This is a genomic window from uncultured Pseudokineococcus sp. (assembly GCF_947499845.1).
Taxonomy (GTDB): Bacteria; Actinomycetota; Actinomycetes; order Actinomycetales; family Quadrisphaeraceae; genus Pseudokineococcus.
Genome location: NZ_CANMPM010000012.1, coordinates 1 through 26,057, shown reverse-complemented (window position 1 = coordinate 26,057; position 26,057 = coordinate 1). Strand labels below are relative to the sequence as shown.

General features: G+C 76.5%; 34 protein-coding genes. 16 read left to right on the top strand and 18 right to left on the bottom strand.

The genetic code is table 11. From position 1 onward, the window contains the following. Positions 1 to 7 precede the first annotated feature (7 nt). Positions 8 to 1,132, bottom strand: a complete 1,125-nt coding sequence (locus Q0789_RS11925) for an alcohol dehydrogenase catalytic domain-containing protein (RefSeq protein ID WP_298805433.1) — start codon at positions 1,130 to 1,132, stop codon at positions 8 to 10. A gap of 106 nt (positions 1,133 to 1,238) precedes the next feature. Here Q0789_RS11925 and Q0789_RS11920 point away from each other — a divergent pair, with 106 nt between their 5' ends. Next, the gene (locus Q0789_RS11920) at positions 1,239 to 3,413 is read left to right on the top strand and encodes a DEAD/DEAH box helicase (protein ID WP_298805431.1); all 2,175 of its coding nucleotides are present in this window, start codon (positions 1,239 to 1,241) and stop codon (positions 3,411 to 3,413) included. A gap of 75 nt (positions 3,414 to 3,488) precedes the next feature. Here the strand turns inward: Q0789_RS11920 and Q0789_RS11915 are convergent, their stop codons facing one another. After that, on the bottom strand, positions 3,489 to 4,583 hold the full coding sequence (locus Q0789_RS11915; RefSeq protein ID WP_298805429.1) for an NAD-dependent epimerase/dehydratase family protein: 1,095 nt from the start codon (positions 4,581 to 4,583) through the stop codon (positions 3,489 to 3,491). Positions 4,584 to 4,944: 361 nt separating this feature from the next. Between Q0789_RS11915 and fabG the strand changes: the two genes are divergently transcribed. From fabG to Q0789_RS11890, 5 genes are all read left to right on the top strand, one after another. Beyond that, positions 4,945 to 5,706, top strand: a complete 762-nt coding sequence (fabG, locus tag Q0789_RS11910) for a 3-oxoacyl-ACP reductase FabG (RefSeq protein ID WP_298805427.1) — start codon at positions 4,945 to 4,947, stop codon at positions 5,704 to 5,706. Then, positions 5,703 to 6,449, top strand: coding sequence for a TIGR03086 family metal-binding protein (locus Q0789_RS11905; protein ID WP_298805425.1), 747 nt, complete (start codon positions 5,703 to 5,705; stop codon positions 6,447 to 6,449). The genes fabG and Q0789_RS11905 overlap by 4 nt, the downstream gene beginning before the upstream one ends. Beyond that, entirely contained in the window at positions 6,446 to 6,997 is a 552-nt protein-coding gene (locus Q0789_RS11900) for a GNAT family N-acetyltransferase (protein WP_298805423.1), read from the top strand. Before Q0789_RS11905 ends, Q0789_RS11900 begins: the two co-directional genes overlap by 4 nt. A gap of 182 nt (positions 6,998 to 7,179) precedes the next feature. After that, positions 7,180 to 7,725 carry a hypothetical protein gene (locus tag Q0789_RS11895; protein ID WP_298805421.1) on the top strand — a complete coding sequence of 182 codons (546 nt, stop codon included), beginning with the start codon at positions 7,180 to 7,182 and terminating at the stop codon, positions 7,723 to 7,725. Then, a complete protein-coding gene (locus tag Q0789_RS11890; protein ID WP_298805419.1) occupies positions 7,722 to 8,675 on the top strand; it encodes a hypothetical protein in 954 nt (317 codons plus the stop codon). The genes Q0789_RS11895 and Q0789_RS11890 overlap by 4 nt, the downstream gene beginning before the upstream one ends. Before the next feature lie 145 nt (positions 8,676 to 8,820). On the opposite strand, the gene Q0789_RS11885 is transcribed toward Q0789_RS11890, so the two are convergent. Then, on the bottom strand, positions 8,821 to 9,219 hold the full coding sequence (locus Q0789_RS11885) for a VOC family protein (RefSeq protein ID WP_298805417.1): 399 nt from the start codon (positions 9,217 to 9,219) through the stop codon (positions 8,821 to 8,823). A 23-nt stretch (positions 9,220 to 9,242) separates the two neighbouring features. On the opposite strand from Q0789_RS11885, the gene Q0789_RS11880 reads away from it, so the two are divergent. Then, positions 9,243 to 9,770 (top strand): GNAT family N-acetyltransferase, encoded by a 528-nt coding sequence (locus tag Q0789_RS11880; protein ID WP_298805415.1) that lies wholly within the window; start codon positions 9,243 to 9,245, stop codon positions 9,768 to 9,770. Positions 9,771 to 9,824: 54 nt separating this feature from the next. Here Q0789_RS11880 and Q0789_RS11875 read toward each other — a convergent pair whose 3' ends face one another. Genes Q0789_RS11875 through Q0789_RS11865 form a run of 3 tightly spaced genes read right to left on the bottom strand, consistent with a single transcriptional unit; the run spans position 9,825 to position 11,028 of the window. After that, complete coding sequence (locus Q0789_RS11875; protein WP_298805413.1) at positions 9,825 to 10,295, bottom strand: DUF2975 domain-containing protein; 471 nt, start codon at positions 10,293 to 10,295, stop codon at positions 9,825 to 9,827. Beyond that, positions 10,295 to 10,558: a helix-turn-helix transcriptional regulator gene (locus tag Q0789_RS11870; protein ID WP_298805410.1), complete on the bottom strand. Its 264-nt coding sequence runs from the start codon at positions 10,556 to 10,558 to the stop codon at positions 10,295 to 10,297. Before Q0789_RS11870 ends, Q0789_RS11875 begins: the two co-directional genes overlap by 1 nt. Then, a complete protein-coding gene (locus Q0789_RS11865) occupies positions 10,558 to 11,028 on the bottom strand; it encodes a DUF2975 domain-containing protein (RefSeq protein ID WP_298805408.1) in 471 nt (156 codons plus the stop codon). The genes Q0789_RS11870 and Q0789_RS11865 overlap by 1 nt, the downstream gene beginning before the upstream one ends. Before the next feature lie 519 nt (positions 11,029 to 11,547). Here Q0789_RS11865 and Q0789_RS11860 point away from each other — a divergent pair. Beyond that, positions 11,548 to 11,844, top strand: a complete 297-nt coding sequence (locus Q0789_RS11860) for an antibiotic biosynthesis monooxygenase (RefSeq protein WP_298805406.1) — start codon at positions 11,548 to 11,550, stop codon at positions 11,842 to 11,844. Between the two features lie 7 nt (positions 11,845 to 11,851). Here Q0789_RS11860 and Q0789_RS11855 read toward each other — a convergent pair whose 3' ends face one another. Both Q0789_RS11855 and Q0789_RS11850 read right to left on the bottom strand, forming a co-directional pair. Further along, the gene (locus tag Q0789_RS11855) at positions 11,852 to 12,262 is read right to left on the bottom strand and encodes an ester cyclase (RefSeq protein WP_298805404.1); all 411 of its coding nucleotides are present in this window, start codon (positions 12,260 to 12,262) and stop codon (positions 11,852 to 11,854) included. A gap of 205 nt (positions 12,263 to 12,467) precedes the next feature. Further along, the gene (locus Q0789_RS11850) at positions 12,468 to 13,091 is read right to left on the bottom strand and encodes an alpha/beta fold hydrolase (RefSeq protein WP_298805402.1); all 624 of its coding nucleotides are present in this window, start codon (positions 13,089 to 13,091) and stop codon (positions 12,468 to 12,470) included. A gap of 82 nt (positions 13,092 to 13,173) precedes the next feature. Between Q0789_RS11850 and Q0789_RS11845 the strand changes: the two genes are divergently transcribed. Beyond that, positions 13,174 to 14,184, top strand: coding sequence for an HD domain-containing protein (locus tag Q0789_RS11845; protein WP_298805400.1), 1,011 nt, complete (start codon positions 13,174 to 13,176; stop codon positions 14,182 to 14,184). A 93-nt stretch (positions 14,185 to 14,277) separates the two neighbouring features. Here the strand turns inward: Q0789_RS11845 and Q0789_RS11840 are convergent, their stop codons facing one another. The 3 genes from Q0789_RS11840 to Q0789_RS11830 form a co-directional block, all read right to left on the bottom strand. Further along, positions 14,278 to 14,646, bottom strand: a complete 369-nt coding sequence (locus Q0789_RS11840; RefSeq protein WP_298805398.1) for a VOC family protein — start codon at positions 14,644 to 14,646, stop codon at positions 14,278 to 14,280. A 137-nt stretch (positions 14,647 to 14,783) separates the two neighbouring features. After that, positions 14,784 to 15,422 carry a hypothetical protein gene (locus Q0789_RS11835; RefSeq protein ID WP_298805396.1) on the bottom strand — a complete coding sequence of 213 codons (639 nt, stop codon included), beginning with the start codon at positions 15,420 to 15,422 and terminating at the stop codon, positions 14,784 to 14,786. A 37-nt stretch (positions 15,423 to 15,459) separates the two neighbouring features. Then, on the bottom strand, positions 15,460 to 15,861 hold the full coding sequence (locus Q0789_RS11830; RefSeq protein WP_298805394.1) for a VOC family protein: 402 nt from the start codon (positions 15,859 to 15,861) through the stop codon (positions 15,460 to 15,462). Between the two features lies 1 nt (position 15,862). On the opposite strand from Q0789_RS11830, the gene Q0789_RS11825 reads away from it, so the two are divergent. Both Q0789_RS11825 and Q0789_RS11820 read left to right on the top strand, forming a co-directional pair. Continuing rightward, complete coding sequence (locus Q0789_RS11825) at positions 15,863 to 16,045, top strand: hypothetical protein (RefSeq protein WP_298805392.1); 183 nt, start codon at positions 15,863 to 15,865, stop codon at positions 16,043 to 16,045. A 262-nt stretch (positions 16,046 to 16,307) separates the two neighbouring features. After that, complete coding sequence (locus Q0789_RS11820) at positions 16,308 to 16,556, top strand: hypothetical protein (RefSeq protein ID WP_298805390.1); 249 nt, start codon at positions 16,308 to 16,310, stop codon at positions 16,554 to 16,556. Positions 16,557 to 16,764: 208 nt separating this feature from the next. Here Q0789_RS11820 and Q0789_RS11815 read toward each other — a convergent pair whose 3' ends face one another. Next, entirely contained in the window at positions 16,765 to 18,000 is a 1,236-nt protein-coding gene (locus tag Q0789_RS11815; protein ID WP_298805388.1) for an MFS transporter, read from the bottom strand. Continuing rightward, on the bottom strand, positions 17,997 to 18,650 hold the full coding sequence (locus tag Q0789_RS11810; protein WP_298805386.1) for a helix-turn-helix domain-containing protein: 654 nt from the start codon (positions 18,648 to 18,650) through the stop codon (positions 17,997 to 17,999). Before Q0789_RS11810 ends, Q0789_RS11815 begins: the two co-directional genes overlap by 4 nt. Before the next feature lie 129 nt (positions 18,651 to 18,779). Here Q0789_RS11810 and Q0789_RS11805 point away from each other — a divergent pair, with 129 nt between their 5' ends. Together Q0789_RS11805 and Q0789_RS11800 are read left to right on the top strand one after the other, a co-directional pair. Next, positions 18,780 to 19,775: a hypothetical protein gene (locus tag Q0789_RS11805; protein ID WP_298805384.1), complete on the top strand. Its 996-nt coding sequence runs from the start codon at positions 18,780 to 18,782 to the stop codon at positions 19,773 to 19,775. Positions 19,776 to 19,935: 160 nt separating this feature from the next. Continuing rightward, a complete protein-coding gene (locus Q0789_RS11800; protein WP_298805382.1) occupies positions 19,936 to 20,160 on the top strand; it encodes a hypothetical protein in 225 nt (74 codons plus the stop codon). 28 nt (positions 20,161 to 20,188) lie between these two features. On the opposite strand, the gene Q0789_RS11795 is transcribed toward Q0789_RS11800, so the two are convergent. From Q0789_RS11795 to Q0789_RS11785, 3 genes are all read right to left on the bottom strand, one after another. Continuing rightward, a complete protein-coding gene (locus Q0789_RS11795) occupies positions 20,189 to 20,842 on the bottom strand; it encodes a hypothetical protein (protein ID WP_298805381.1) in 654 nt (217 codons plus the stop codon). Between the two features lie 208 nt (positions 20,843 to 21,050). Next, positions 21,051 to 21,560, bottom strand: coding sequence for a hypothetical protein (locus Q0789_RS11790; RefSeq protein ID WP_298805379.1), 510 nt, complete (start codon positions 21,558 to 21,560; stop codon positions 21,051 to 21,053). Positions 21,561 to 21,934: 374 nt separating this feature from the next. Further along, positions 21,935 to 22,777 (bottom strand): hypothetical protein, encoded by an 843-nt coding sequence (locus Q0789_RS11785; protein ID WP_298805377.1) that lies wholly within the window; start codon positions 22,775 to 22,777, stop codon positions 21,935 to 21,937. Between the two features lie 271 nt (positions 22,778 to 23,048). On the opposite strand from Q0789_RS11785, the gene Q0789_RS11780 reads away from it, so the two are divergent. The 3 genes from Q0789_RS11780 (at position 23,049) to Q0789_RS11775 (ending at position 23,963) form a co-directional block, all read left to right on the top strand. Next, positions 23,049 to 23,441 (top strand): hypothetical protein, encoded by a 393-nt coding sequence (locus Q0789_RS11780; RefSeq protein WP_298805375.1) that lies wholly within the window; start codon positions 23,049 to 23,051, stop codon positions 23,439 to 23,441. 28 nt (positions 23,442 to 23,469) lie between these two features. Then, the gene (locus tag Q0789_RS16745; protein ID WP_366917728.1) at positions 23,470 to 23,571 is read left to right on the top strand and encodes a DUF433 domain-containing protein; all 102 of its coding nucleotides are present in this window, start codon (positions 23,470 to 23,472) and stop codon (positions 23,569 to 23,571) included. A 62-nt stretch (positions 23,572 to 23,633) separates the two neighbouring features. After that, entirely contained in the window at positions 23,634 to 23,963 is a 330-nt protein-coding gene (locus tag Q0789_RS11775; protein ID WP_298805373.1) for a DUF5615 family PIN-like protein, read from the top strand. 85 nt (positions 23,964 to 24,048) lie between these two features. On the opposite strand, the gene Q0789_RS11770 is transcribed toward Q0789_RS11775, so the two are convergent. Together Q0789_RS11770 and Q0789_RS11765 are read right to left on the bottom strand one after the other, a co-directional pair. Further along, positions 24,049 to 25,242 (bottom strand): hypothetical protein, encoded by a 1,194-nt coding sequence (locus Q0789_RS11770; RefSeq protein WP_298805371.1) that lies wholly within the window; start codon positions 25,240 to 25,242, stop codon positions 24,049 to 24,051. A gap of 67 nt (positions 25,243 to 25,309) precedes the next feature. Next, positions 25,310 to 25,867: a GNAT family protein gene (locus Q0789_RS11765; protein ID WP_298805369.1), complete on the bottom strand. Its 558-nt coding sequence runs from the start codon at positions 25,865 to 25,867 to the stop codon at positions 25,310 to 25,312. Between the last annotated feature and the right edge of the window lie 190 nt (positions 25,868 to 26,057).

The window sequence follows — 26,057 nt, the reverse complement described above, 5'->3', positions numbered from 1 at the left end:
GGCGTCGTCAGCGCCAGGGCTCGACGACGACGACGCCCGCCGCGGTGCGGCGCGGCAGCTCGACGAGGGCGCGTCCGGCGTGGGCCAGGGGCAGCACCTCGCCGACGAGGGCGCCCGGGTCGAGGGCGCCGGAGGCGACGAGCGCGAGCAGCCCGGGGTAGTCGGCCGCGGCCATGCCGTGGCTGCCGAGGAGGTCCAGCTCGTGGCTGATGGCCCGGTCGAGGGCGACGCGCGGGCGGCCCGCGCCGTCGGGCCCCGGCGGCAGGAGGCCGACCTGGACGAGCCGTCCCCGGCGCCTGAGCGACCAGAGGCCCTGCGCCAGCGTGGCTTCCGACCCGAGCGCCTCGACGGCGACCGCGGCCCCGCCGCCCGTGGCGTCCCGCACCGCGGCGGCGACCGGGCCGTCCCCGCCGAGCCCGCCCCTCGACGACCGGTCACCTCCGTCCACGCCGGGACCGGCTGCGGCGGAGGCGTCCACGACGACGTCGGCGCCGAGCTCTCGGGCGCGGGCCAGCGCCGCCGGCGAGACGTCGACCGCCACGACCGTCCCGGCGCCCATCGCACGGGCGAGCACGACGGCCGACAGGCCCACGCCCCCGCAGCCCAGCACCACGACGCTCTCCCCCGGCCGCAGGCGCGCCCGGCCGCCCAGGGCCCGGTACGCCGTCGCCGTGCGGCAGCCGAGCGCGGCCGCGGCGACGTCCGTGGGCCCTCCGTCCTCCACGGCCGGCAGGGCCACGAGGTTGGCGTCGGCGTGGTGGAGCGCCACCCGCTCGGCGAGCGACCCGTCGTCGGTGAAGCCGGGCTGGCGCTGGTGCGGGCAGACCTGCGGGTCCCCGCCCCGGCACGTCGCGCACCGCCCGCACCCGCAGACGAACGGCGTCGTCACCCGGTCGCCCGGGCGCCACCGCGCGACCTCGGGCCCGACCCGCTCGACGACGCCGGCCAGCTCGTGGCCCAGCACCTGCGGGGGGACGACGTCCCCGTCGTGGCCGGCGTAGGCGTGCCAGTCGCTGCGGCACAGGCCGCTCGCGGCGACGCGCAGGACGACGCCGTCCGCCGGCGGCTCCGGGTCGGGCACCTCCTCCACGAGGGGCTCGACGCCGAACGCGCGCAGCACCAGGGCTCTCACGCCGCGCACGCTAGGACGAGCGACGGGCGGTCGGGGCGGCGGTCCGCCCACCGGCGCTGTGGACGGCGCGCCCCGCCGTCGGCGGCGGCCCGTAGCGTCGTCGCCCGTGAGCACCGAGACCGTCGAGAGCCACCCCACCGGCACGGCCGCGGAGGCCGGGGCCGTCCTGCGCCGCCTCGTCGGGCGCGACGACGCCGTCCTGCGCGACGGCCAGGGCGAGGCGGTCGAGGCGCTCGTCGACCGGCGCGCGCGGGCGCTCGTCGTCCAGCGCACGGGCTGGGGCAAGTCCGCCGTCTACTTCGTCTCCACGGCGCTGCTGCGGGCGCGCGGGGCGGGGCCCACGCTGCTCGTCTCCCCGCTGCTGGCCCTCATGCGCGACCAGGTGGCCGCCGCCGCCCGCGCCGGGGTGCGGGCGGTCGAGATCTCCTCGGCCACGGCCCACGAGAACGACGAGGCGCTGCGCGCGCTGGCGGCCGACGAGGTCGACGTCCTCCTCATCTCCCCCGAGCGCCTCGTCAACCCCGCCTTCGCCGAGCAGGTGCTGCCCGACCTGCTGTCGCGCACCGGCCTCCTCGTCGTCGACGAGGCGCACTGCATCTCCGACTGGGGCCACGACTTCCGCCCCGACTACCGCCGCATCCGCGATCTGCTGGGGCGGCTGCCCTCCGGCACGCCCGTGCTGGCGACCACGGCCACGGCCAACGAGCGGGTCGTCGCCGACGTCGCCGAGCAGCTGTCCGCCCCCGCGCCGGGCTCGGCGGCGCCGGTGGAGGTGCTCACCGTGCGCGGCCCGCTCGCGCGCGACTCGCTGCGCCTCGGCGTCCTCGACCTGCCCGACGACGCGGCGCGGCTCGCCTGGCTGTCGGCGCACCTGCCCGACCTGCCCGGCTCCGGCATCGTCTACACGCTCACCGTGGCCGCCGCGGAGGACACCGCCGCGGCGCTGCGGGCCTCCGGTCACGAGGTGCTCGCCTACACCGGCCGCACCGACGACGCCGACCGCCGCGAGGCCGAGACGGCGCTGCGGGAGAACCGGGTCAAGGCGCTCGTGGCCACCTCGGCGCTCGGCATGGGCTTCGACAAGCCGGACCTCGGCTTCGTCGTGCACCTCGGCGCGCCGTCCTCCCCCGTCAGCTACTACCAGCAGGTCGGGCGCGCGGGCCGCGCGGTCGACCGGGCCGACGTCCTCCTGCTCCCCGGGCGCGAGGACCGCGCCGTCTGGTCCTACTTCGCGACGGCGAGCATGCCCCGCGAGGAGGATGCCGCCGCCGTCCTCGACGCCCTGGCCGGCGCGCAGCGGCCGATGAGCGCCGCGGCGCTCGAGTCCGTGGCCGACGTCCGCCGCACGCGCCTCGAGCTGCTGCTCAAGGTGCTGGCCGTCGACGGCGCCGTCGAGCGGGTGCGCGGCGGGTGGACGGCGACGGGGCGCCCGTGGGTCTACGACGCCGAGCGCTACGACCAGGTCGCGGCCACCCGCACCGCCGAGCAGCAGGCGATGGTCGCCTACGAGCGCACCGACGGCTGCCGCATGGCCTTCCTCCAGGAGGCCCTCGACGACGCCACCGCCGCCCCGTGCGGGCGGTGCGACCGCTGCGCCGGGCCCTGGTACCCGACCGACCTCCCCGACGACGCGCGCGAGGCGGCCTCGGCCGCCCTGCGCCGGGCGGGCACGGTGCTGGAGCCGCGCGCGCAGTGGCCCACGGGTGCCGACCGCCTCGGGGTCACCGTCAAGGGCCGCATCTCCGCCGACGAGCAGCTCGGCACCGGGCGCGCGCTGGCCCGCACGAGCGACCTCGGCTGGGGCCCGCGCCTGCGCGACCTCCTCGGCGACGTCTCGGGCGACCGCGAGCGGGTGCGCGACGTCCCGGTGCCCTCCGACGTCCTGCGGGCCGTCGTCCCGGTCCTGGCCGCGTGGGACTGGGAGCGCCGGCCCGTCGCCGTCGCGTCGGTGCCCTCCCGGGGGCGCCCGACGCTGGTGGAGAGCCTCGCCACGGGCATCGCCGAGCTCGGGCGCCTGCCCTACCTCGGAGCCCTTCCGCTGGCGCCCGACCACCCGCCGGCGCGGGCGGGCTCGGGCAACAGCGCCTTCCGCCTGGCCGGCGTGTGGGGGGCATTCGGCGACGCCGACGCCCTCGTCGCGCAGCTGCCGCCGGGGTCGGACGGCCCCGTCCTGCTCGTCGACGACGTCGTCGACACCCGGTGGACCCTCACCGTCGCCGGTCGTCAGCTCCGGCGCGCGGGCGTGCAGGTGCTGCCCTTCGCCCTCGCGGTGGTCGGCTAGGCCGGAGCGGGCGCGGGGCCGCCGCGCCTGCTCGGGGCGCGGGGAGCCCGCCGCGCGCTCGGCCCTGCTGGGCCCTCAGCCCTGGTCGGCCGGGCCGGCGCTGGGCGGGCGGCGGTCGCGGAGGGCGCCGCGCGGGCGCAGCGGCGGGGTGCTCGCACCCCGGCCGCGGCCGAGCCCGTCGACGAGCTCGGTGAGCGCGTCCTGGGCCCGGACGGCCGGCTCCCACCCCAGCTCGGCCCGCGCGAGCGCGGAGGACAGCAGCGGCACCTGCGTGAGCAGGTCCACCCACCCGGCCTCGGTCGGCTGCAGCCGGGCGCGCCAGGTGGCGGTCGCGAGGGCGCGCAGCGCCCGGGCCGGCAGCCGGGGCACGCGCTGGGCCCGCACGGCGGCGGCGACGTCCATCCGGTCGACGACGGGCGGGGCGACGAGGTTGAACGGCCCCTGCGCCCCGGTCCGCAGGACCCGCAGCACCGCCTCGGCGACGTCGTCGGCGTGGACGACCTGGAAGACGACCTCCTCCGGCAGCGGCAGCACCGGCAGGGTGACGCGCCCCACGAGGGACAGCGGCAGCAGCCCGCCGAGGAAGTAGCGGCCGATCTCGGAGCCGGCGTCGCCCTGCAGCACGAGCCCGGGCCGCAACCGCGCGACGCGCGCGCCGGGCACGGCCCGCTGGACCTCGTCGAGCACCCGCTCGGCGGCCACCTTCTGGCGGCTGTAGAGCGACGTCGGGACGCCGGTCGTCGGCCAGTCCTCGCCGACGGCGTCGCGCGGCTGCCCGTCGGGGCCCGCGGCGCCGTCGGGGACGGGCGTCGCCCGCGGGGCGTAGGCGCCCACCGACGAGGCGTGCACGAGGTGGACCCCCGCCGCGGCGGCCGCCGTGGCCACCCGGCGGGTGCCGTCGACGTTCGCGGCGCGCAGCGCGGCCTCGTCGCGGCTCGGCTGCAGCAGCCACGCGAGGTGGACGACGGAGTCGGCGTCCGCCATCTCCCGCTCGAGCACCGGCACCGACGCGGGGGAGGCGAGGTCGGCGCCGACCCAGCGGACGCGCCCGCCGGAGGGCTCGGGCGGGCGCCGCACGAGGCCGACGACCTCGACGTCGTCCTCGCGGGCGAGGCGCCGGCGCAGCGCGGTGCCGAGGTTGCCGCTGGCTCCCGTGACGAGGACCTTCATGGGGGCCACCCTGGCGCCCCGGGTGGCCCGCGACCACCAGGACACGCGCGGCCACCGGCGCGCGGACGACGCCAGGGGGTCGCCCGGCGCGAGACACCCGACCGTCAGCCCGCAGGCCGGTGCCCCACGAGGTCCACCACCGCAGCCGTGGTCGACCTCGGGGGGCTCGAGGCGGCGCGCCGCCCCATGAGGCCCACCCGCGAAGGCTCGGTCCCACGGGGTCCACCACCGAGGGCCGGCCCACCCGCACGACCCGTGGGACCGCGCCCCGCCCCGGCCGTCGGCGCGGTCCCGGCTACCGTGCCCGCGGTCGCCCCGCCCGGGGCGACGGCGCAGACCCGCGACGGAGCAGGGGGAAGCCATGGCAGGCGTGCAGGGCAGGGTGGCGCTCGTCACCGGGGGCGGCCGGGGCATCGGCGCGGCGATCGGGCGGCGCCTCGCCGCCGGGGGCGCCGCGGTGGCGCTGCTCGACCTCGACGGCGAGCGCGCCGAGCGGGCCGCCGCCGACCTCGCGGCCACGGGCGCGCGGACCCTCGGGCTGGCCGTCGACGTGACCGACGCCGACGCGGTCGCCCGCGGGGTCGAGCGGGTCGTGGACGAGCTGGGCGGCCTCGACGTGGCCGTCAACAACGCGGGCGTCACCCGGGACAACCTGCTCTTCAAGATGAGCGAGGAGGACTGGGACACCGTCATGGCGGTGCACCTGCGCGGCGCCTTCCTCGTCTCGCGCGCCGTGCAGGGCCCGATGGTCGCGCAGAAGAGGGGCCGGATCATCAGCCTCTCGAGCGTCAGTGCCCTCGGCAGCCGCGGCCAGGCCAACTACTCGGCGGCAAAGATGGGGCTGCAGGGCTTCACCCGGACCCTCGCCGTCGAGCTGGGCCGGTTCGGGATCACCGCGAACGCCGTGGCGCCCGGCTTCGTCCAGAGCGACATGACCGACGCGACCGCCGCCCGCCTCGGGATGACGCCGGAGGCCTACCGCGAGGCCGTCGCCGAGCGCACGCCGGTCGGGCGCATCGGCCAGCCCGAGGACATCGCCGAGGCGGTGGCCTTCCTGGCCTCCGACACGGCCTCCTACGTCACCGGCCAGACGCTCTACGTCGACGGCGGCCAGACGCTGTGACGACCGACGCCGGGGCGTCCGGGCGCGGGGACGCCTCACCCGACGGCGGGGACGCCGACCCGGCCGACCCCGCCGCTCCCCTGTCCGCGACGGCGCGCACCGTCCGCGGCGCCGTCGACCCGGCGGCTGCGCCGCTGTCGGCCACCGCCGAGCGCTCCGACGGCTCCTCCCCCGCCCGGGCGCTGCTGCCGGACGGCCTGCGCGCCTTCACCGCCGCCGTCGACGCCGCCGCCCGCGCCGACGGCTGGCGGCTGCCCACGCCGTCGTCGGGCTGGGACGTGCGGGGCGTCGTCGACCACGTGGCGGCGCAGCACGCCCGGGTGCCGCAGCTGCTGGGGCTGGGCACGGCGCGCCCCGCCCCGGCGGGCGCCGCCCTGCTCGGCCCGGACCCGCGGCCGACGTGGCGCGCCCTGGCCGCGGCCTCGACCGTCGCCTGGGCGACGGCGCCCGAGGACGCCCGCGTCACCCTCGCCGGCGAGGACGCGCCCGCCTCCGAGCTGGCCGAGCGGCTGCTGCTCGACCTCGTCGTCCACGCCTGGGACGTGCGTGCGGCGCTGGCCGCCGCCGGGCGTGGGGGCAGCGGGGACGTCGGCGGGTCCGGCGCCTGCGTGGAGCACTGCCTGGCCTGGGTGCGCGCGCACCAGCGCCTGCTCGCCGACTCGGGGCGCTTCGGCACCCCGACCGAGCCCCGCTCGGCGGACCCCCTGGACCAGCTGCTGGCCCTCGTCGGCCGCCGTCCGTGAACCCGGGGGCAGCGACCGGCGGGGGCGTCGACGTCGCGCTGCGCCTCGTCGCCGAGGGCGACGTCCCGCGCCTCACCGAGCTGGTCGTCGCGGACGCCGCCTTCCTCGCGCCCTGGGAGCCCGAGCGCGGTCCGGACCACGCCACCGAGGAGGGGCAGCGACGCCTCGTCGAGGTGGCCCTCGCCCAGCACGCCGCGGGCACGCACTGGCCCGCCGTCGTCCTGCTCGACGGCGCCGTCGTCGGGCGGCTGACCGTCAGCGACGTCGTGCGCGGCCCCTTCCTCAGCGGCCACCTGGGCTACTGGGTGTCCGAGCACGTCGGCGGTCGCGGCGTCGGCACGGCCGCCGTGGCGCAGGCCGTCGCCCTCGCGCTCGGGCCCATGGGCCTGCACCGCCTGCAGGCGGCCACGCTCCCCTCGAACGAGCACTCGCGCGCCGTGCTGCGGCGCAACGGCTTCGAGGAGATCGGGTACGCGCCGCGCTACCTGCGCATCGCCGGCCGCTGGCAGGACCACGTGCTGCACCAGCGCCTCGCCGACGACGGCTGAGCACGCACCGGCGCGCTCGGACGACGACGACCTGCCGACACGCCCGAGGCCGGCGGAGCAGGGCGGGCACGGCCCTCGGGCACCGCTGCGCGTGGCAGGCTGCCCGCTCGGCACCGTCCGGCGCTGCTCGTCATGACGGGACGAGCGGGGCGGTGCGACGGGGCGGTCCGAGGGGGGACGCGGTGACGCAGACCGACGTGGGGGTGCGCGCAGCCGACGGGGACGGCGGTCGCGCGCCCGCGACGACGAGGACCACGGTGCGGCTGAGCGGGGTGGGGCGCGCCTGGCGCGCCGGCGTCGTCGCGGTCCTCGCGGTCGGCTTCGTCGCCGGCAGCCTCGTGGGCGACGACCACTGGTGGCCCTTCTCCCCCTGGCGGATGTTCTCGACGTCGAGCTCCCCGGACGGGGCCGTGCGCGTCTTCGTCCTCGAGGTGACGACCCCGAGCGAGCCGGGCTGGCGCGAGGTGCCCATCAACCTCTGGGTGGTCGGGCTCAACCGCGCCGAGCTCGAGGGCCGCTGGCCGCTCGTGCAGGAGCGGCCCGAGGTGCTCGCGACGCTGGCCGACGCCCACGCGCGCCTCGAGCCCGAGCAGGAGCGCTGGGACGGCGTCCGCCTCGTGCGCCGGTCCACCCCCATGGCGGGCGGGGTCCCCGACCGGGAGGCGACCACCGACCAGCCGCTCGCCGTCTGGACAGCTGACGGCGGCGCTCAGGTGCTGGGCTCGTGAGCAGCGCGACGGACCGCCGGCCCGACGACGCATCCCCCACCCCGGTCGGCGGGCCCGCGCGCGGACGGCTGTCGGCGTGGCTGTTCTGGGACGCCCCCCTGGCCCGCGTGGCGTGGCTGCGCCTCGCCGTCTACGCCTTCGTCGTCGTCGACGTCCTCTGGCTGCACTCGACCGGCCGCTACCACGGCGCGGCGGACCCGGTCTGGTACCAGCCCCTCGTCCTCGGCGACTGGCTCGGCGTCCCCGCCGCGACGGTGCGCCTCGCCGAGGCGACCCGGTGGGGCTCGGTCGCCTTCGCGGTCGCCGCGATGACCGGGCGCGCGCCCCGCCTGCTCGGGTGGGCGACCGCCCTGTGCTGGATCTGGTTCCAGTACATCGCCTTTGCCTACGGCAAGGTCGACCACGACCGGGCGGACTTCCTCGTCGCCCTCCTCCTGCTCCCGACCGTCGGCCTGGCCCACCTCTCGGACCGCCGGCGGTCCGAGGCCGCCGGCTTCGCCCTGCGCGCGGTGCAGCTCATGGCGATCGCCACCTACTTCCTCGCCGCCGTCGCCAAGATCCGCTTCGGCGGCTGGGAGTGGGTGCAGAGCGCGACCATCGCCCGCGCCGTCGTCCGCCGCGGCACCGTGGTGTCGGAGTGGATGCTCGACTGGCCGTGGCTCCTGCAGGCCTTCCAGTGGGGGCTGCTGGGCGCCGAGCTGCTCTCCCCCTTGATCTTCGTGCTGGCGCTGCGGTGGCAGCGGCGGGTCGTCGGGGCCTGGTACCTCTTCCACCTGGCGACGTACGCGGCCATCACCATCGCCTTCTGGCCCCACCTCGTGATGATGCTGGCCTTCCTGCCCCTCGAGCGGGCCCTGCCCGCAGCTCGCCGGGGCTGGGACCGCGTCCGGGGCCGCGACGTCGACCGCGCCGACCGCGCGCCCCTCGTCGCGCCGGGCCGCGACGGCTGAGCGGGCGAGCCGTCCTCGCGACGTCACCGAGAGGTCGGGCGGCGGGGGGCTCCCGGAGGGCCATGGCGCAGGGGCCACCCGCGAGGGACGACAGGCAGGCCTTCTCCGCCGGTGCTGGCGCGTGGCGGCGTCCCCTCCCGGTCGCTTACCCGGGCGCCGCGCCTCCCTCGTCGAGGCCCATGACGGCGCCGTGGGGGTCGCGCACCTGGGCGATGCGACGGCCGGGCTCCACCTCGAGCGGCCCCCGCAGGCGGTGCGCCCCCGCCGAGACGAGCACCCGGAGAGCGGCGTCGAGGTCGGGGACCGACCAGTAGGGCACCGTGCTGGCGCCGGAGGGGTTCTTCTCCGCGTCGGCGGGGTGGAAGCCGAGCTCGACCCCGCCGGGCAGGTCCACCCAGGCGAAGGCGCCGCTGCGTCGCGGGCGGACGTCGACGAGTCGGGCCCACCAGGCGCAGGAGGCCTCCGGGTCGTCGCAGAAGACCATGACGGCGCGCACGCCGGTCAGGTGCAGGCGCTCCTCCTCGCCCCCCGTCGCTCCGTCCACACCGCCTTCCTACGCTGCCGGTCGTGGTCACGACCAGGCCGGCACGTCGCGAGGACGCCGACGCCCTCGGCGCCATCCACGTGACGACCTGGCGGAGCGCCTACGCGGGTCTCATTCCTCAGGGGCACCTGGACGGGTTGTCGCCCGAGCGCTCGGCCGCGCGCTGGAGGGAGCACCTGCCCTGCGCACCGCCGGAGACGTGCCTCGTGGCCGTGGACCCGCAGGACCTCCCGACGGGCTTCGCCCTGGCCGGGCCCCACCGTGAGGACCAGCCCTCGAGAGCAGCGGAGCTGTACTCCCTGTACGTGCACCCCCAGCACGCCCGCGCCGGCGTCGGCACGGTGCTGCTGGCGCGGACGCAGGAGCTGCTGGGCGCGGCGGGCTTCGTCCGCGCCTCGCTGTGGGTGCTGACGAGCAACCAGGGGGCGCGCCGCTTCTACGAGCGCTGCGGGTGGTCCGTCGACGGGCGCACCCGCGTCGACGTCCTCGACGGGAGTCCGCTGCACGAGACGCTCATGACCACCGAGCTCCTGACCAGCGAGCTCTCCTGACCACCGAGACCCTGGCGCGCTGCCGACGACGTCCCCGCGTCCCGCTCGACCGGCTCAGCGCATCGTCCGGTGGTCGCTGCGCTCGTCCCGCAGGACCCCGAGCACCCACCTCCGCAGGACGACCACCCCGACCAGGAGGCCCGGGGACGCGACGACCGCGAGCCCGGCGGGGGGCCCTCCGACGTGCTCGACCCCGCCGGCGTGCGCGCCCACGCCGGCGACGAGCGCCACCGCGACGACGAGCGCGGCCGCCATCACGTCCGCCCAGCGGCGCGCTCCCGTCGTGGCACCCCTTCGCCCTTCCGCCGCGGCGACCAGCCGCCACGTAGCCAGGAGAGCCAGCTCCACGGCTCCGAGCGCGAGGACGGCGACCAGCAGGTACGGGCGTTCGAGGTGCGCCACCTCGGGGAAGCGGGCGGCGGAGTCCGCCGCCGTGCGCGGCAGCACGACGACCTGCAGCACCAGGACGGCGACGGCGGCGGTGGCGAGGCCTGCGCGGAGGACGCCGAGGTGCTCCCGCGTCATCACGCGTCCACCCGCCGTCCGGCGAGCGGCACCGCTCCCCGGTCGGGGTCCTCGCCGTCGTCGGGCTCCCACCGCAGGAGGTCGCCGGGCTGGCAGTCGAGGGCCGCGCAGACGGCCTCGAGGGTGGTGAAGCGCACCGCGCGGGCCCGCCCGTTCTTCAGCACCGAGAGGTTGTTGACCGTGATGCCCGTGCGCTCCGCCAGCTCGCCGAGCCGCACCTTGCGCCGGGCCATCACCACGTCGAGGTCGACCACGATGGCCATCAGACGACCTCGGCCAGCTCGGCGTGCTGGTCGGTGGCCTGGTGCAGGAGAGCCCGCATCACGACCATGAGCAGGGCCGCCCCCGCACCGACCAGCGCCAGCAGGACGCCCGAGACCCACGCCGGGGACCCGACCGTCGCCGAGACGCAGAGGCTGGTGCCGAGCACCAGCGCGCTCGCGGTCGCGGCGGCGCCGATGAAGACGTCGACGTACCGGTAGGCGGCCGGGTCGAAGATCCTGCTCTGGGCGACGAGCCGCAGGAGGGCCATGACGCAGACGGCCGCCACCTGCACGCACGCGAGCGTCGCGACGGCCAGCACGAGCACGGGCGCCTGCGCGGACGCCGCCTCCGGGTACCGCCGTGCGGCGTCCGCGGCGAGGTCCGGCAGCACGACCACCTGGACGGCCAGCACCAGCAGGACCACGACGGCGAGCACCACCTGCAGTGCCGCTCCGGCAGGACGAGACACGTGACCACTCCCCGACGACCACGTCCACGGACGATCGGTGACGACACACCGATAGTCGATGGTTCCCGGGCCAGGGTCAAGCGCCTGTCGTCAGGTCGCCTCGGGTGCGCGGGACGTCCCGGACGTGGCCGGTCCGGGGCGGCGAGCCCTGACCGGCGCAAGCCTTCGACGTCCGCAGGGGGCACGATGCAAGACGTGCCTCCCGTACGACGCCTGCGCCCCGCGCCCGTCGCCGTCGTAGGCGTGCTCGCGCTGAGCGACGGACGCTGGACCCCTCGGATCGACGTGCACGTCCCCGCGGGCCTTCGCGGACGGCGGGATCCGGGCGCGGACCACGTCGAGCACGACGACCGCCACCGGCTACCTCGTCCCCCGAGGCTTCACCGTGGAGGACCCCGGCGCGGACGTGGACTGGGCGGTGGTCGCCGACAACCTCCTGGCGCCCTCGAACCAGCTCTGAGAGGACGGGTCCCGAGGCGCCGCACCGGCTCGCGGGCGGCGTCTGCCACGATCGCGGGCATGGTGCTCGAGCACGCCCTCCTGTCGGTCGTGACGGGGCAGGAGGAGGACTTCGAGGCCTCCTTCGACGAGGCGAGCGCCATCATCGCGGGCATGCCCGGCTTCGGGCGGCTGACGCTCTCCCGGTGCCTGGAGCGCCCCGGCACCTACCTCCTGCTCGTCGAGTGGGACCGGCTGGAGGACCACACCGTCGGCTTCCGCGGCTCGCCCGAGTACCAGCGCTGGCGCCGGCTGCTCCACCGCTTCTACGAGCACTTCCCGGTCGTCGAGCACTTCGAGCAGGTGCTCATCGCCTGAACCACACTCAGGTCGCACCACGCCCGGCGGCAGGCAACTGCGCCCTCACCGCGTCGGCGTCGAGCAGGGAGTGCACCTCGGCGATCCTGCCGTCGACGTAGCGGTAGAAGACGTGCTCGCAGAAGGTGACCCGCACGCCGTCGACCGGCACGCCGAAGAGCTCCCCGCCGGGGGTGCAGTCGAAGACGAGGCGGGCCGCCACCCGGTCCCGCTCCGCGACCAGGAGGTCGAGTCCGAAGGTCAGGTCGGGGATGCGCGCGAAGTCCCCCTCCAGCATGCGCCGGTAGCCGGGCAGGCCCAGGCGCCGGCCGTTGTGCTGCACGTCCTCGCCCACGTGCTCGTGCAACCGGTCGAGCTCCCTGCCGTTCAGGCACGCCAGGTACCGCTCGTAGGCCGCGCGCAGCCCTCTCTCGTCCACCCGGGCACCCTGGCACCGTCGACACCGCGTCCGCACCGAGGACGGCCCGACCTCGGTGCACCAGCTCGGCCTACCCCTGCTGGGGCGGCTGCATGCCCGAGCCCTCGGCGAGGGGGCGCCCGAACGCCGCGAGCACGAAGGCGACGCTGCGCCCGACGATCTCCTCCGTCTGCTGGTGGGTCCACGCGCTGTGCGGCAGCCCCGCCTAGGTGTCGACGACGTGGTGGTCGCGGGCGGCCGTCGCGATGGCGTGCCGGTTGGCCTCGTCGACGAGGGCGTCCCCCGTGCCCTGCACGATGTAGGCCGGGCACGCGACCCGGCGCAGGCAGGCGGCCACGTCCGCCTCGCGGGCCTCGAGCCAGTACCGACCGCGGACCAGCTGGCCGGCTTCCTCGAGGACGTCGTCCGGCCCGACGTCGAGGGGGTCGGTGTTCGGGTCCGGCACCCAGGCGACGAGGCCCTGCAGCGCCCGCTGCCAGGACGCGACGACGATGGCGGCCGAGGCGCCCATGCTCTGCCCGAAGAGGACCACGCGGCGGCCGCGCTCGAGCTCGGCGTCGAGGAGCGCCGCGGTCGTGGCGCACCAGTCCGTGAAGGAGGACTCCTCGTGCTCCCCCGCGGAGCCGCCGCTGCCGTACTGGTCGAAGCGCACCGAGGAGACGCCGTGCTCGGCCAGGCGTCGGGCGGCGCGGACGAAGGCGCGCTGGGGCCCCGTCGAGGAGCCGAGGAAGCCGTGGCAGAAGAGCACGACGTCCTCGCCACCCGCGTCGTGCACCACGACGGAGATGCGGCGGCCTCCCAGGACCCGGTCCTCGGACGTCTCGACCATGCGCACCAGCATCCTCGGCACGTCGCGCGCGCAGGAGCGGGCGTGACGCCGGTCGGGGCGTGCCCTGGGGCAGGCTGGGCGGATGAGCCGCACGGGGCCGCCCATGGCGGACACGACGGGGAAGGCCGGCTCCCATTGGGACCCGCTGTGGCGCATCGACGTCCGGCTCACCGACGTCGAGCGCGCGCTCCTGCGGTCCTGGCCGGTGCGCCGGCTGGCCTTCGTCGCCCACGCCGGGGCCTCCGCGGTCGCGAGCACCCAGAGCACGTCGCGGCTCGAGCACAGCCTCGGGGTGCTCGCCCTCACCGCCCGCTTCGCCCCCGACGACGAGGTGGCGCGGGTGGCCGCCCTGCTGCACGACGTCGGGCACCTCCCGCTGAGCCACACCCTGGAGGGGCTCGCCGGCTGGGACCACCACGAGCTGGGGGCGCAGCGCACCCGCCTGCTCGCGCCCCTGCTGGCCCAGCACGGCATCGACGTCCAGGACGTCCTCGACGTGGAGAGCGGGACCCGTGCGTCCGTCCTGACCGGTGCACCGGGCGCGATGGGGCTCGACCACCTCGACGGGCTCGTCCGCAGCGCGTCGGCGCACGGACGCACGCGCGAGGCCCCACCGGCGACGCTGGCCCGGCTCGAGGTCGTGGAGGGCTGCGTCAGCTGCGACGTCGCCACGGCCGACGGCCTGGCCGCGATGGTCGCCGACGAGGCCCGGCTGCACTGCTCCGAGCTCAACCTCGTGACGACGACCGTGGTGCGCCGACTGGTCACGCTCCTGCTCGAGGACGCTCCCGCGGGCACGAGCGCGGACGTCGCCGCGATGACCGACGACGAGCTCTGGGCGCTGCTGCTCGCCTCGCCCACCACCGCCGAGGTCGCCCGGGCCCTGCGGCGGGACCCCGGCGCCTGGCGCGTCGTCGACGTCGACGACCCGGCGAGCACGCCGGGAGGCGTCGTCTCCACGCTGCGGCGCCTCTACCTCGACGTGCCCCTCGTCGACGGCGCCGCCCCTCGCTCACCGCACCCGGCGCACGCCGACCTGCCGGCGGTCCCCTGGACCTACGCCGTCGTCCCCCGGCGCGCGGCGCGACCCTGACGAGGCTGCACCGTTGCGCGGGAGGAGGTCCCAGCCCCGCGCGGTCCTCGGGCTGCGGACCGGCGAGGACGCCGCCGTCCGGCGCCGCCCTCCTCAGGCGGTCGTGATCCTCCAGTAGTAGCCCGCCGGGTCGAGGACCCGGAAGTCCACGAGCCCCCATGGCCGCTGCGTGAGGGGCTCGTCCACCGGCCACCCGGCGGCGACGACCCGCTCGTGGGCGGCCCTGAGGTCGGCGACCTCCAGGACGAGCTCGACCCCGGTCGGCGGGCGTCGGCTGGCCCTCGCGGCCGCCGCGTCGTCGCGACGCGCCAGTCCGATGCGCACGCTCCCGCGTCGCAGCGCGACGTAGGGGGACGTCGACGACCGCTCGTCGCGGTCGAGGATGAAGTCGAGGACGTCGACGTAGAAGCGCACCGCCTCGTCGAGGTCGGCCGGGAACAGCTCGCAGCGCAGCGCCGCCATCTCCCCACCCTGTCACCACGCACGGTGAGCCGTGGCGCCTGTCAGGGACCGAGCGAGCCCCGATGTCAGCCCTCGTCCTCGGGCCGCGAGCGGTCCAGGTCGTCGCTCACGGGCCTCGGTCGAGCCGCTCCGGTGCGTCAGCGCAGCAGGGTCGGCACGTCCAGGTCCTCGTTGTCCACCACGTGCGTGGCGGCCTCCTGGGGGCGCGCGTCGCGCACGTACATCCGTTGACCCTCCACGTAGCGGCGGTTGGCGGGGTCGGTCGGGTCGGGGGATCCGGTGCCGTCGCGCGTGACGCACCGCCGCAGGCTCGTGGCGCGGTCGACCTCGAGCCACAGCGACCACGACCACCGACCTCTCAGCTCGGGCCGGTGCAGGAAGATGCCGTCCAGGACGAGGACGCTCCCGGCAGCCGCCCGTACCTGCGCCGCGACGTCGGGCCGGTCGGCCCGCGCGTCGAAGACGTGGGTGCGGTGCACCCCGTGCCCGCCCGGCCCGAAGGGGTCGAGCAGCTCGCGCTCGAGGGCGGCGAGGTCGTAGGAGTCGCGGTAGAAGCCCTCCGGGTCGTCGCGTCCTCGCGCGTGGCGCAGGGCGCGCGGCTGGTGGAAGCCGTCGACGGAGGCGTGCACCACCGCGCGCCCCCGGTCTCGCAGCGAACGCGCCAGCTGGGCGGCGAAGGTGGTCTTGCCGGCACCGTCCACCTCGTCGACCGCGACCCGCACGAAGGGGTCCGGCTGCAGGGCGTCCACCTCGGCCGCCAGCTCGTCGATCAGCACGGGGCGCCGTCCGGCACCGCTCGCCGAGCACACGCGCTCAGTGCGGCGGCTCTTCCGACGACGCTCCCGAGGGCGCGCGCGGCACCTCACCGTCCGGCTCGAGCAGCTCCAGCCGGTTGCCGTGGCAGTCACGGCTGTGGAAGCGCCGCATGCCGGGGAAGTCGTCGTCACGGTCGGCTGGGTGACCGGCCGCCACGAGGCGCCTCGCCCAGGTGTCGAGGTCGGTGACGAGCAGACCGGGATGGGCCTTGCGGGCGGGGCGGAAGTCCTCCTCGACGCCGAGGTGGACCTCGATGCCGTGGCCGCGGAACCAGCAGCCGCCGCGCGCCGCCAGCGCGGGAGGCTTTTCGATCTCCGCGAACCCGAGGACGCCGGTGTAGAAGGCGCGGGAGGCGTCCTCCGAGCCGGGCGGGCAGGCGAGCTGGACGTGGTGGATCACGATGGCCCCCGGGTGTCTCGACGTCGAGATGCTTGCCGTCGAGAGAGTAGGTGGTCGCTCCTCGGCGTGGGCGACCTCCGGCGACGAGGACGAGACTGCTGCCGCCGTGGAGTTCAGCGCCATCGACCCGCCGCGGGACGTTCGGTGGGAGATGGACGCCCACGCCTGCCGCGCCCACTTCTAGGACCGGCCGGCTGGCGACCGGATGCTGACGTGCGAGGAGACGCGTGTCGTCGGCGCCGAGGACGTCTCCGAGGTCTTCGGATAGGCGGCGAGCCGTGCCGGCGACCGCGACGTCGTCGTCCACCTCGAGGTCGCCACGAGCTCGCAGGGACCCGGCCCCGGGCTCGTCCGCCTCCAGGGCCGAGACCCGAACGCCCCGGCATGAGCACCGCTGCGGCGCCGCTCCTCCCCCACTGCGAGACCGCCCGCGGGAGACTGGCGCGATGACGCCGTGGGCTCTGGTCGTCCTCACGCTGGTGACCGTGGCGTCCGCCGTCGCGAGCCTGGTGACCGTGACGAGGCACCGGATGCCTCGGCTGGACAGGGCCACGGCCAGGAGGGTCGCCCGGTCGCTGGACCGCGGCCAGCTGCCGGTGGCGGAGGAGGACCGCCCCGCGGCCCTGCGCATGGCGCGGTCGCGCGCGTCCTCGCACTGGACCGTCGTCATGCTCGTGGGCTTGGCCCTGCTGTAGGTCGCGCTCGCCGAGGGCGACCCGGGCCTCCCCCGCGGGACCTTCTACGGCATCGCCGTCCTGCTGCTCGTGACGGCCGCCCTGATGCTGGCGCAGCTTCTCCGCAGCCGTCGGGCGCTCCGCAGCGCGGGCGCGCCTCGCCCGTAGGGGGCGGCGTCCGCGGCCTCCGGGGCCCGTCCCACGGCCCGGACGGCGGGCTCCTTGGTCGTCAGCGGTCCACGGCGGTGAGGCGGCGGACGCCGGGGGCGGCGGCAGCCGCCAGCGTGGCCGCGGCGACGAGTCCGGCGCCGGCGAGCAGGGTGGCCCGGGTGCCGAGGACGGCGGAGACGGGCCCGACCAGGGCGAGACCCACGGCCGCCAGGGCGAAGGAGCCGAGGGCGTCGTAGGAGGAGACGCGCGACAGGGCTTCTCCGGGAACGTGCTGCTGCAGGGCGGTGGCCCACAGGACGTCGAAGACGGTGACGGCGACGCCGCCGAGGGCCATCGCCGCAGCCACCAGGAGGACCGGCGCCTGCAGGGCCAGGAGCACCAGGGGCGGGACGAGGAGCAGCACGGCCAGCACCCCGGCGCGCACCGGGCCTCGGGGCCGCACCCGCAGGGCGACGGCTCCGCCGACGAGCAGCCCGACCGCCTCGGCCGTGAGCACGAGCGACCACGACGCGGGCCCGGCGTACTCCTGCAGGGCCACGACCGGGCCGAGGACCCGGGTCAGGCCGGAGAAGCAGGCGTTGACGACGGAGAACTGGACGACGACGACCCACACCCACTGGCGCGAGACGGTCTCGCGCCACCCGCCCGCCAGGTCGCCCAGCAGGGTCGGCGGCTCCGCCCGTGGGACGTGCCTCGCCCGCATCCCGGCCAGGAGGACGGCGGAGACGAGGTACAGGACGGCGGTGACGACCAGCGCCCACCCGGCGCCGGCCGCGGCGACGAGGACCCCGGCGAGGGCGGCGCCGACGACGGCGCCCACGTTCTCCGACAGCCGCAGCAGCGAGTTGGCCCCGTGCAGCTGGCCGGCGCGCACCAGGGTCGGGACGATGCCGGCCGCGGCGGGCATGTAGAGCGCCGACGCGGCACCGTTGACGGCCATCAGCGCCAGGACCCACCCCAGGGGCGGGTCCCCGACCAGCAGTTGCACGGCCACACCGGCGAGGGACAGCCCCGCCACGAGCTCGGCGGCCGCCATGAGCGACCGGCGGGGCCAGCGGTCGGCGAGCACTCCCCCGGCGAGCAGGAAGACCATCTGCGCGACCACCCGGGCGCCCAGGACGAGGCCCACCCGCCCGGCGCCGGACCCGTCGGCGTCCAACAGCCCGAAGGCGAGCGCGACGGCGACCATCGCGTTGCCGAGCACCGCCGCCAGCCGGGAGGCGAACAGCCGTCGGAAGGGCTGCACGCCCAGCACGGCGGCGTCGGCGCGCCACCCGGCGGCCGTGGTGCTCACGCCGGGGCCTGCGGGGTCTCGGCCGCCGGGCGGCCCCCGACGGCACCTGGACCGCCCTCGCCGTCGTCGGCCGGATCACCGTCGTCGGCCGGATCACCGTCGTCGGCCGGATCCGGCTCGGCGAGCATCTCGAAGACGTAGAGCAGGGCGCTGACGCGGCGGGCGCCGTCCGCGTGCGGAGCCCGGGCGCCCTCGTGCAGCAGCGCCCCCGCGCGCCGCACCAGCTCGAGCACCTCGGTCCACGTCGCCTCCTCGACCCAGACCTCGGCGTCGGAGAAGGCGCCCTCGCCGTCGGGGTCCCGCTGGGCGGTGCGCCGCGACAGCTCCGCACCCAGGGCCGCGACCAGCGCCCGCTCGTCGGACGGGTCTCGCCGCGACAGCCGCTGCCCGCTGGAGGGCACGTGCCGGTAGCGCACCGCACGACCGCCGCGCACCACCTCGTGGCCGGCCACCTCCAGCAGCCCCGCCGCGTGCAGCCGCCGCAGGTGGTAGCTCACGTTGGCCTGGGACTGGTCGAGGTGCCGGGCCGCCTCCGCCGCGCTCATCGCCGACCCGGTCAGCAGCGACAGCAGCTGCAGGCGCAGCGGGTGCGCGACCACCCGCAGGCCCGAGAGCTCCTCGGGCGCCGGTCTGGCCTCTCCCTCGTCCACGAGGGCGGAGTCTGCGACCTCCCTCCGCGACCGTCAAGCGGTTCTTTGGTGGTCATCGGAGGCCGCCCGCCGACCACCGCTCGGTCGGGAGGCCGCTCTGCTCCTCGACAGACCTGCGAGGGTCCGCCCGTGGGAGACCTGCTCGACGCGATGGTGAGGGCACGATGGGCGTGGACGTCGAGCACGGTGCGGGGCTGGTACTCCGAGCAGGACCTGCGCCGGCACCTCCGCGTGGCGCTGGCGGACGAGGCACGGCGGGTGGGTGACGCCGACTTCGGTCGCGACTTCCGCGACGCCGTCGCTCTTCTGGACGTCCCTGACCCGCTGGACCGGGCGAACCGCGTCGTCGAGCTGCCAGGCGGCGGGTGGGCCGTGACGCACCTGCGCTTCCGTCTCGGCGACGTCACCCGACCCTTCGTCGACGTCGTCGCGGCCACGGCCCCACCGACCCCGGACGGCCTCGCGCTGGTCACCGACACCGTCCTGCCCGCCTACGCGCCCTTCGGGCCGGTGTCGCTGCGGCTCGAGGTGCCCGACGGGGCGGGCCTGCTCGCCGCTCTCGGCTCGGACGAGCGGTTCGGCCGCTGCGGCCCGGCCCTCCACGTGGTGGCCGGCCGCGTCGAGGACCTCCTCCGTCGCCCGCGAGCCAGCTCCTACCCCTCCGTCCGCCTGCGCCCGGCTGACCCCGGAGAGGCCGCGGAGCGAGCAGAGACCGCCTACGCCGAGCTGGCCGTCGCACGACCGCAGAGCCGGGCGTGGGCCGCCGCCGAGAGCGTCGCATCGCTGTCGGAGTGCGCCGAGGAAGGACTGCTCTTCGAGGTCGTCGTCGACGGGCTGGTGGCGGGAGTCGTCGCCGCCGCCCGTGACGACGACCACGGCCTCGTCGGGTCCACCATCAGGGAGCTGTGCCTGGACGCCCGGCACCGCGGGCGCCGGCTCGCCGGCGGCGTCCTGCAGCGCCTGGTCGACGAGCTGCCCGCGCGCCCCGGCGACGTGCTCTGGGGCACCGTCCACCCCGGCAACCGACCGTCCCTGCGCAACGCCCTCTCCATCGGGCGCACGACGACGTCCTCGCTGCTGTGGGTCGCCCCTCGTGGCCACCCCGGCATACCCGCCGAGCTCTGAGAGTCCGCCCGGCGACATCCGCCAGCGCTGCGTCGCTGCGCTGCAGACCATCTCGTGCCCTTCGGCGACGGCACGCGAGTCTCGTCGACACCCACCGCGACGGGCCCGCCGCCGCGGTCCCCTGAGGACGAACCGGTCACACGCCGCCTACCGTCACGACATGAGCACGAGGCGGGACGACGACCAGCCCTCCGGCTGGGGCGCGACGAGCGCCGCGATCGCCGTGGCGACGGCGGCTGTCGTCGCCACGGTCGCGACCTACGTCCTCGACGCCCTGGTGCCGCTCGACGGCGTCGTCGCCGTCCTGCCGCTGGCCCTGGGCGTCACTGCCGGCGTCGCCGTCGGCCGTGCGCACGGCCGACGCCGCACGCCCGGCCGGCGCTGAGGCGCGTCGACCCGCAGCGGCGCACCCGTCAGTCGTCGAGATCCGTCACCACCTCTCCTGAGGCCGGAGCCGTGCCCAGCGGCTCGCCCGCGGCTCCGACCTCCAGCCGCCGCAGCAGGAGGTAGGCCCCCACCGCCGTCATCACGGGGCCGAGGTAACCGCTCACGATCAGGAGGACCTGGAGCACGACGTCCGAGGTCCCGTCGACGACGGAGCCGGAGTAGCTGCCGGCACGGACCTGGTACAGGAGGACGGGCACCCGGACCTCCCAGACCGCCATGAGGACCAGGCCGACGACGAGCAGGACGAGGGCCACGTCGCGCCGCCGAGGCTCCGAGGGCGGGCTCGTCTCCGCGTCCTCGCGAGCACTCCGGCGCGCCAGGACGCGACGCACGAGCGCGAAGGAGCAGAGCGCGACCGCGAAGGCCCCGGCGTAGCGGCTGACCAGGCTGGCCGCGACCGCCAGCAGGTACCGGTCCTCGTCCGTGGCGCCCGCCAGGTCCACCACGCGGCTGCCGCCGAGGAAGAGGGCCAGACCGACGGCGATCGTGGCCGCCATGTGCCCCTGACTCGCAGGTGCCGGCATCTCGGTGCTCTTCGAGCGCATCGACTGATCATCGGGGAGACCGCCGAGCGTCGCCGTCAGCAACGCCGCGGAGGTCGACGGGGTAGCGGCTCGCATCGCCACAGCGGACGACCCCAGCGCAGGGTGCCCGCACGCGACCGGCGGGGCAGCCGAGGGAGATGTCGCTCGACGCGCTCGTCCCTCGCGTCTCCGCCCGTTCACTCGCGGCTGGCCGGGCGGGAGCCGTGTCCTCGGGACGACGCCAGAGTCCGACGTCCGCCCGTGCGCGCCCGGTGCGCCGATCGGTCGCCGGTCACCGTGCCGGTCAGCCGCGCCGTTCCGGCCGACGGTGCGGAGTCGTCGATCGTGCCGTGCGGTCGACGCCGGCGTCGACTGCGCCGCCGGGATGTCCGCGCCGCTGACGGATCGAGTGCAGACCGCCGGTGAGCAGGGCGACGACTCCGACAGCGAGCCCCAGGTAGAACGGCATGAAGAGGAAGAGCAGAGGCGCCGTCGAGGACTCGCTCCTGACGAAGGAGGTCAGGAGCACGGCCGTGAGAGCTGCCACCCCCACGACGCCCGCCGCGGCCGCTGGCATGCCCAGCGGGTGTGCGCGGCCGCCGACGACGACCACGACGGCCATGAGGACGAAGGGCACGAGGTTGGCGACCGCGAAGGCGAGGAGGAAGACGAGGCCCGTGGCGTCGCCACCGCCGCCCCACCCGCTCGACCAGCCGAGGACGACCAGCACGGCGACGGCGGGCAGGGCCACGAGGGCCAGCAGTCCCCGCTGCCGCCGTGCAGATGTCCTGACGGGCTCGGTCGAGTGGCTCATCACCCGAGCATGCGCGGAGAGTCCGGGCCAGGCCAAGAGCCCCCCGACGGCGGGTCGTCGTCGGACCACCTCGAGACGGTCGGCGCCGCAGAGGTGGAGACCGCGGGGGCGGAGCGGGACGGGCCGGCCCTCGGCGATCTGCCAGCCTCCGCAGCAGCCGACCGCCAGCCTGCTCGGTCGCGTGGACCTCCTCCTCCTTCGAGCGGCGCACTGCCGGTTCCCGAGCCGATCCGCCGGCGCCGCGCCGGTCGCCCGATGACGTCCACTCCGGTCAGGGGCCGCACGGGGTACGTCGAGGACCGACGACGGTCGTCGCGCCGGGACCGCTGGACGGCGCGCTCCTCGGTCCGGTCGGCCCGGTGCGCTGCCGACGGTCAGGGGTCGTAGGTCAGCGCCGGCAGCGCCGGCGTGAAGACCAGCGCGACCGGGCCGTCCTCATCACGGGCGTCGTCCGGCCAGGTCGCCGTGGCCGTGTGCCGCTGACCGTCCAGGAGCAGCGCGACGTCGTAGGTGAAGGGAGCCGTGCCCAGTGCGGCGGCCCGCTGCCCCTGCTCCGCCGGCCCGGTGAAGTCCACCCTGCCCTCCTCCTGGCACTCGCCCTCGAGCCTGGTCGGTTCGAGGGTGGTCGACCGCCCTTCCGAGGAGGTCACGGTGATGTCCACCTCTGCACGCCCAGGTGTGGCAGCGAGGTCGTCGAGGAGGAGCTCCACGCCGTAGCTGTCCACGGTCCCGTCGTCCTGGGACAGGACGCCCAGTGACGCGACCGGGCTCGGGAGAGGTCCGTCGGCCTCCGTCGTCCACCGCACGGTGACGACCACGTCGCCCTGCGGGCCGCGGCCGAGGAGGTCCACGTCGTAGGTCCCAGCCGGGCCCGCCGGCAGGACGCGGTGCTCCCCCGCTGCGGTCCGCTCGAGCGGCACCGTCTGCGCCGGACCGCACGGCTGCCCGGCCGGACGGAGGACCGCCTCGAAGTCCCACCCGTCCGCCGGGAAGCCCACCAGCAGCTCCTCGGCGCTCCCGAGGTCGGTCGGGTCCTGCGGTGGGAGCCCGTCGGCGCAACCGCTGGTCCAGCACCACGTCCACGGCGCCAGCGCCACCGCGTCCCCCTCGCCACGCACGACGACCGACGGCGGACCGCCGCCGGGCAGCGCCCCGCACCCGCCCAGGCCGACCACCACGACGAGGGCCGCCACCACGGCACGGGCACGCGCAGTCATGGCACTCCGACGCCGCTCATGCGCCCCAGGTTCCTCGCCATTCGAGGGATGGGGGCGACGCACGCCCCGAGCGTCCGCGACGGGCCGTGCTGGCTCGTCGCCCGGACGGAGCGGGTCGAGGGCGCCCGTGAGTCCGACGGCGTCCGGAGCTCCACCCCCGGCGTGCGCCTGGACCTCGGCAGGACCGCGACCGTCCGGCCGGTCCTGCACCCGCTGAGCCCGGGCGTGCGGCAGCATCCCCACAGGCCAGCTCTGGACGGGGGAGACCACGATGACGTCACCGACCGAGCCGGTGGCTGCCGCTCGAGACCGCCGGACGACCTCGATGTCGTGGTGGCCGCCGCTGCTGGTCCTGACGACGCTGGTCCTGGTGGCGCTGATCATGAGCACCATCGGGTACTGGTTCCCCGCCTTCGGCGTCATGACGGGGTGCACGAGCGAGCCCGTGCCCGACGTCGACGCCTACTGCCTGCCTGCTGAGCGGTGGCTGAGGGCCGGGCCCGTGGGACAGGGAGCGCTCGTCGTGGCCGCAGTCGTCGCCTCGGTCGTCGCCGTCCGACGACCGTCGCGGAGGCTGCTCGTCCTGCACGCCGGCGTGGTGGGCCTGCCGGTCTCCCTCGCGTGGACGGTGCTCGTCACCGTCGCCGCCTCGGCCAGCTACTGACGTCGGTGCGCCCGGCAGTCGACTCGCGCTGGAGCTGCTCGCTTCGGGGATGACCTGCGAGGACGTCCTCGCCGACTACCCGGATCTCGAGCGGGAGGACTGCCCGCGGTGCTCGAGCTCGCCGCGCTGACCGTAGGAGGGCAGCGCGTCACCCTCGGCGCGGCGTGAGGCTGCTGCTGGACCCAGCTGCCGGTGCGCCTGGCGCGGGCGCTGACCAGCGCCGGGCCTGACGTGGTGCGCACCAGCGATCTGCCTCGCGGCGACGCCAACACCGATCGTGAGGTCCGCGAGGCCGCCGATCAGCAGGACCGCGTCGTGGTCACCGAGGACCGCGACGTCCGCGACGGCCACCTGCTGCGAGGGACGCCGAAGCGGCTGCTGCTCGTGGTGACGGGCGGCACGTCGAACGCCACCCTCCTTGCGCTGTTCGAGACCAGCGCGACTGCCATGGGAGCAGCGTCGGAGGTGTCGGACTTCGTCGAGGTCGGTCCCGAGGCGCTGGTGCACCACCCGCGGCCTTGAGCCGGGCGCTGCCACCGCGCTCCCGACAGCCTCCCGAGGGCGACGGCGCGTCGGTGACGGCGCCGTCGGTCCCACAGCCGATCGCCTACTGGGAGAGGCGTGGGCGGTGTCCCTCAGCTGGACCGCCCTCCTCGGCGAGGGACCAACCGAGGTCGCCTCGCCACTGCTCGTCCCTCCTCCAGCGCTGGGCGTCGCCCGCGGCCTCGAGGGCGTCGTTCAACCAGAACGTCTGTCCGGGGCTCCATCCCGCGACGAGGGTCCTCGAGGGTCCCGGCGTGAGGGCGTCGTGCTGCTCGCCGGTGACCGTCGTGGTGAGCAGGCGTCCGGAGACCGCGAGGTGGCCCAGGACGGACAGGTGCACGCCGTCCCACTCGCGGGCCACCGTCGCCCAGTCCGGCAGCGCCCAGGAGCCGGCCCAGCCGGTGGACAGCTGCCAGTCGAGTCCGCGAGACCAGGTCACCTCCCGCGGGTGGGCCTCGACGAGGTCGCACCAGGCCCGAGCGCTGTGGATCTCCAGGACCCGCGCGTCAGGCCGAGCCCGCAACGGGCGGAGGACCGCACGACCGTCGTCGGAGGCGTCCTCGACCAGCGCCAGCCCGATCGGCAGCACCTCCCTGCTCCTGGGAGGCTCGAGCACCGGGCTCGTGGCGACCACCCCGTCGACGTGGGACGGCGAGGACCACCACGCGCCCGACCACGGCGCCCGCGCCAGACCGGGGTGCTCCCGGCGCTCCTGCGCCTCCCGGACGGTCTCCTCCTCACGCTGATCCCGCAGCGCCCTCCGGCCACCGGTCAGCACCGGAGCCTGCCGCCCGGCTCGCGAGCCCCACAGCCAGTCGACGTGCTGCTGGAGACTGCGGTCGACGTCGTCGCGCCACCAGGTCGTGGCCGGTGCGGCCAGGACCGGGGCCACCAGGGGCCGCAGGACCTCGACCGCGCGCGGATCGGCCAGGACGCCGTCGATCGCGTCCACGTCCTGCCAGTAGCGCGCGGAGTCGACCGAGGCTGCCAGCGGCTCGAGCAGCTCCTCGGGCCAGCGCACGCCGACCAGGGCGTGGAGGTCGACCCGGTCGACGAGCTGCTGCAGCTGCTCCAGGCAGGCCCTGCGCAGGTCGCACGGCAGGTCGTCACCGCTGTGACGACCCATCGCCGGCCCCGCCCACGCCTGCAGGGACCACCTCTCCTCCGGCGCGAGCCGCCACTCGGCGAGCTCGGCCAGGAACCGACGACCACGCGGACCAGCCAGCAGCTCGTCCACGACGACCTCGTCACCAGGCACCCGCCCACGCTAGGAGCCAGGCGCCCTGCACGGCTCCGTCTCGGCGGGCCGCTCCCCCTGGTCCGCCCTACCCGGCCGGCACGCCGGGGGCACGCAGGCGTGCGAGCAGGAGCATGTCCCGGCGCCCGCCGTCGACCTCTCGGAAGCTGCGCATCAGCCCCTCCCGCTCGTAGCCGGCCGTGACGGCTGCGCGCAGCGATCCGGTGTTCCAGGGCTCGACGTAGAGCTCGAGGCGGGCCAGGCCGAGGTTATCGAGCGCCCAGCGGGACAGGCACTCCAGGGCAGCCGTGGCGACGCCGCGGCGTCGCGACGACGGCGTAACCCAGTAGCCCACGCTGGCGCGGCCCTGCCCCAGGGGCCACAACCCGATCTGCCCTCGCCCAGCTCCGGTGCGGGCTCCGCAGACGGCCAGCGACCACCCCGTCCCGCTGCGGGCGCGTTCGTGCTGGCGCTCGAGGAAGGCCTTCACGGCGTCCGGGCTCGGCACCCGGGGGACGGTGGTGGTGGCCAGGATGTACGGGTCCCGGCTGGCCTCGACCACCAGGGGCGCGTCCGCAGCGGTGAACGCGCGGAGCAGCACGGGCGGGTGCACGAGGCGAGGCATGTCCAGCGGCGCGGGGCTCACCTCGCCAGGGTCCCGCCGCACGCGGCCGCCGGACGAACGACCGACGACCTCGCAGGCGGAAGCGCTGGCCGATGACCGTCCGGCCGAGCGTGACGCTGGGAAGGGTGGGGGCTGCTCGACGCGATGACCGCCCTGCCCATGATGGACCCTGCCCGCTTCCTCGACGAGCAGCTGCAGCAGGCCTCCCCGG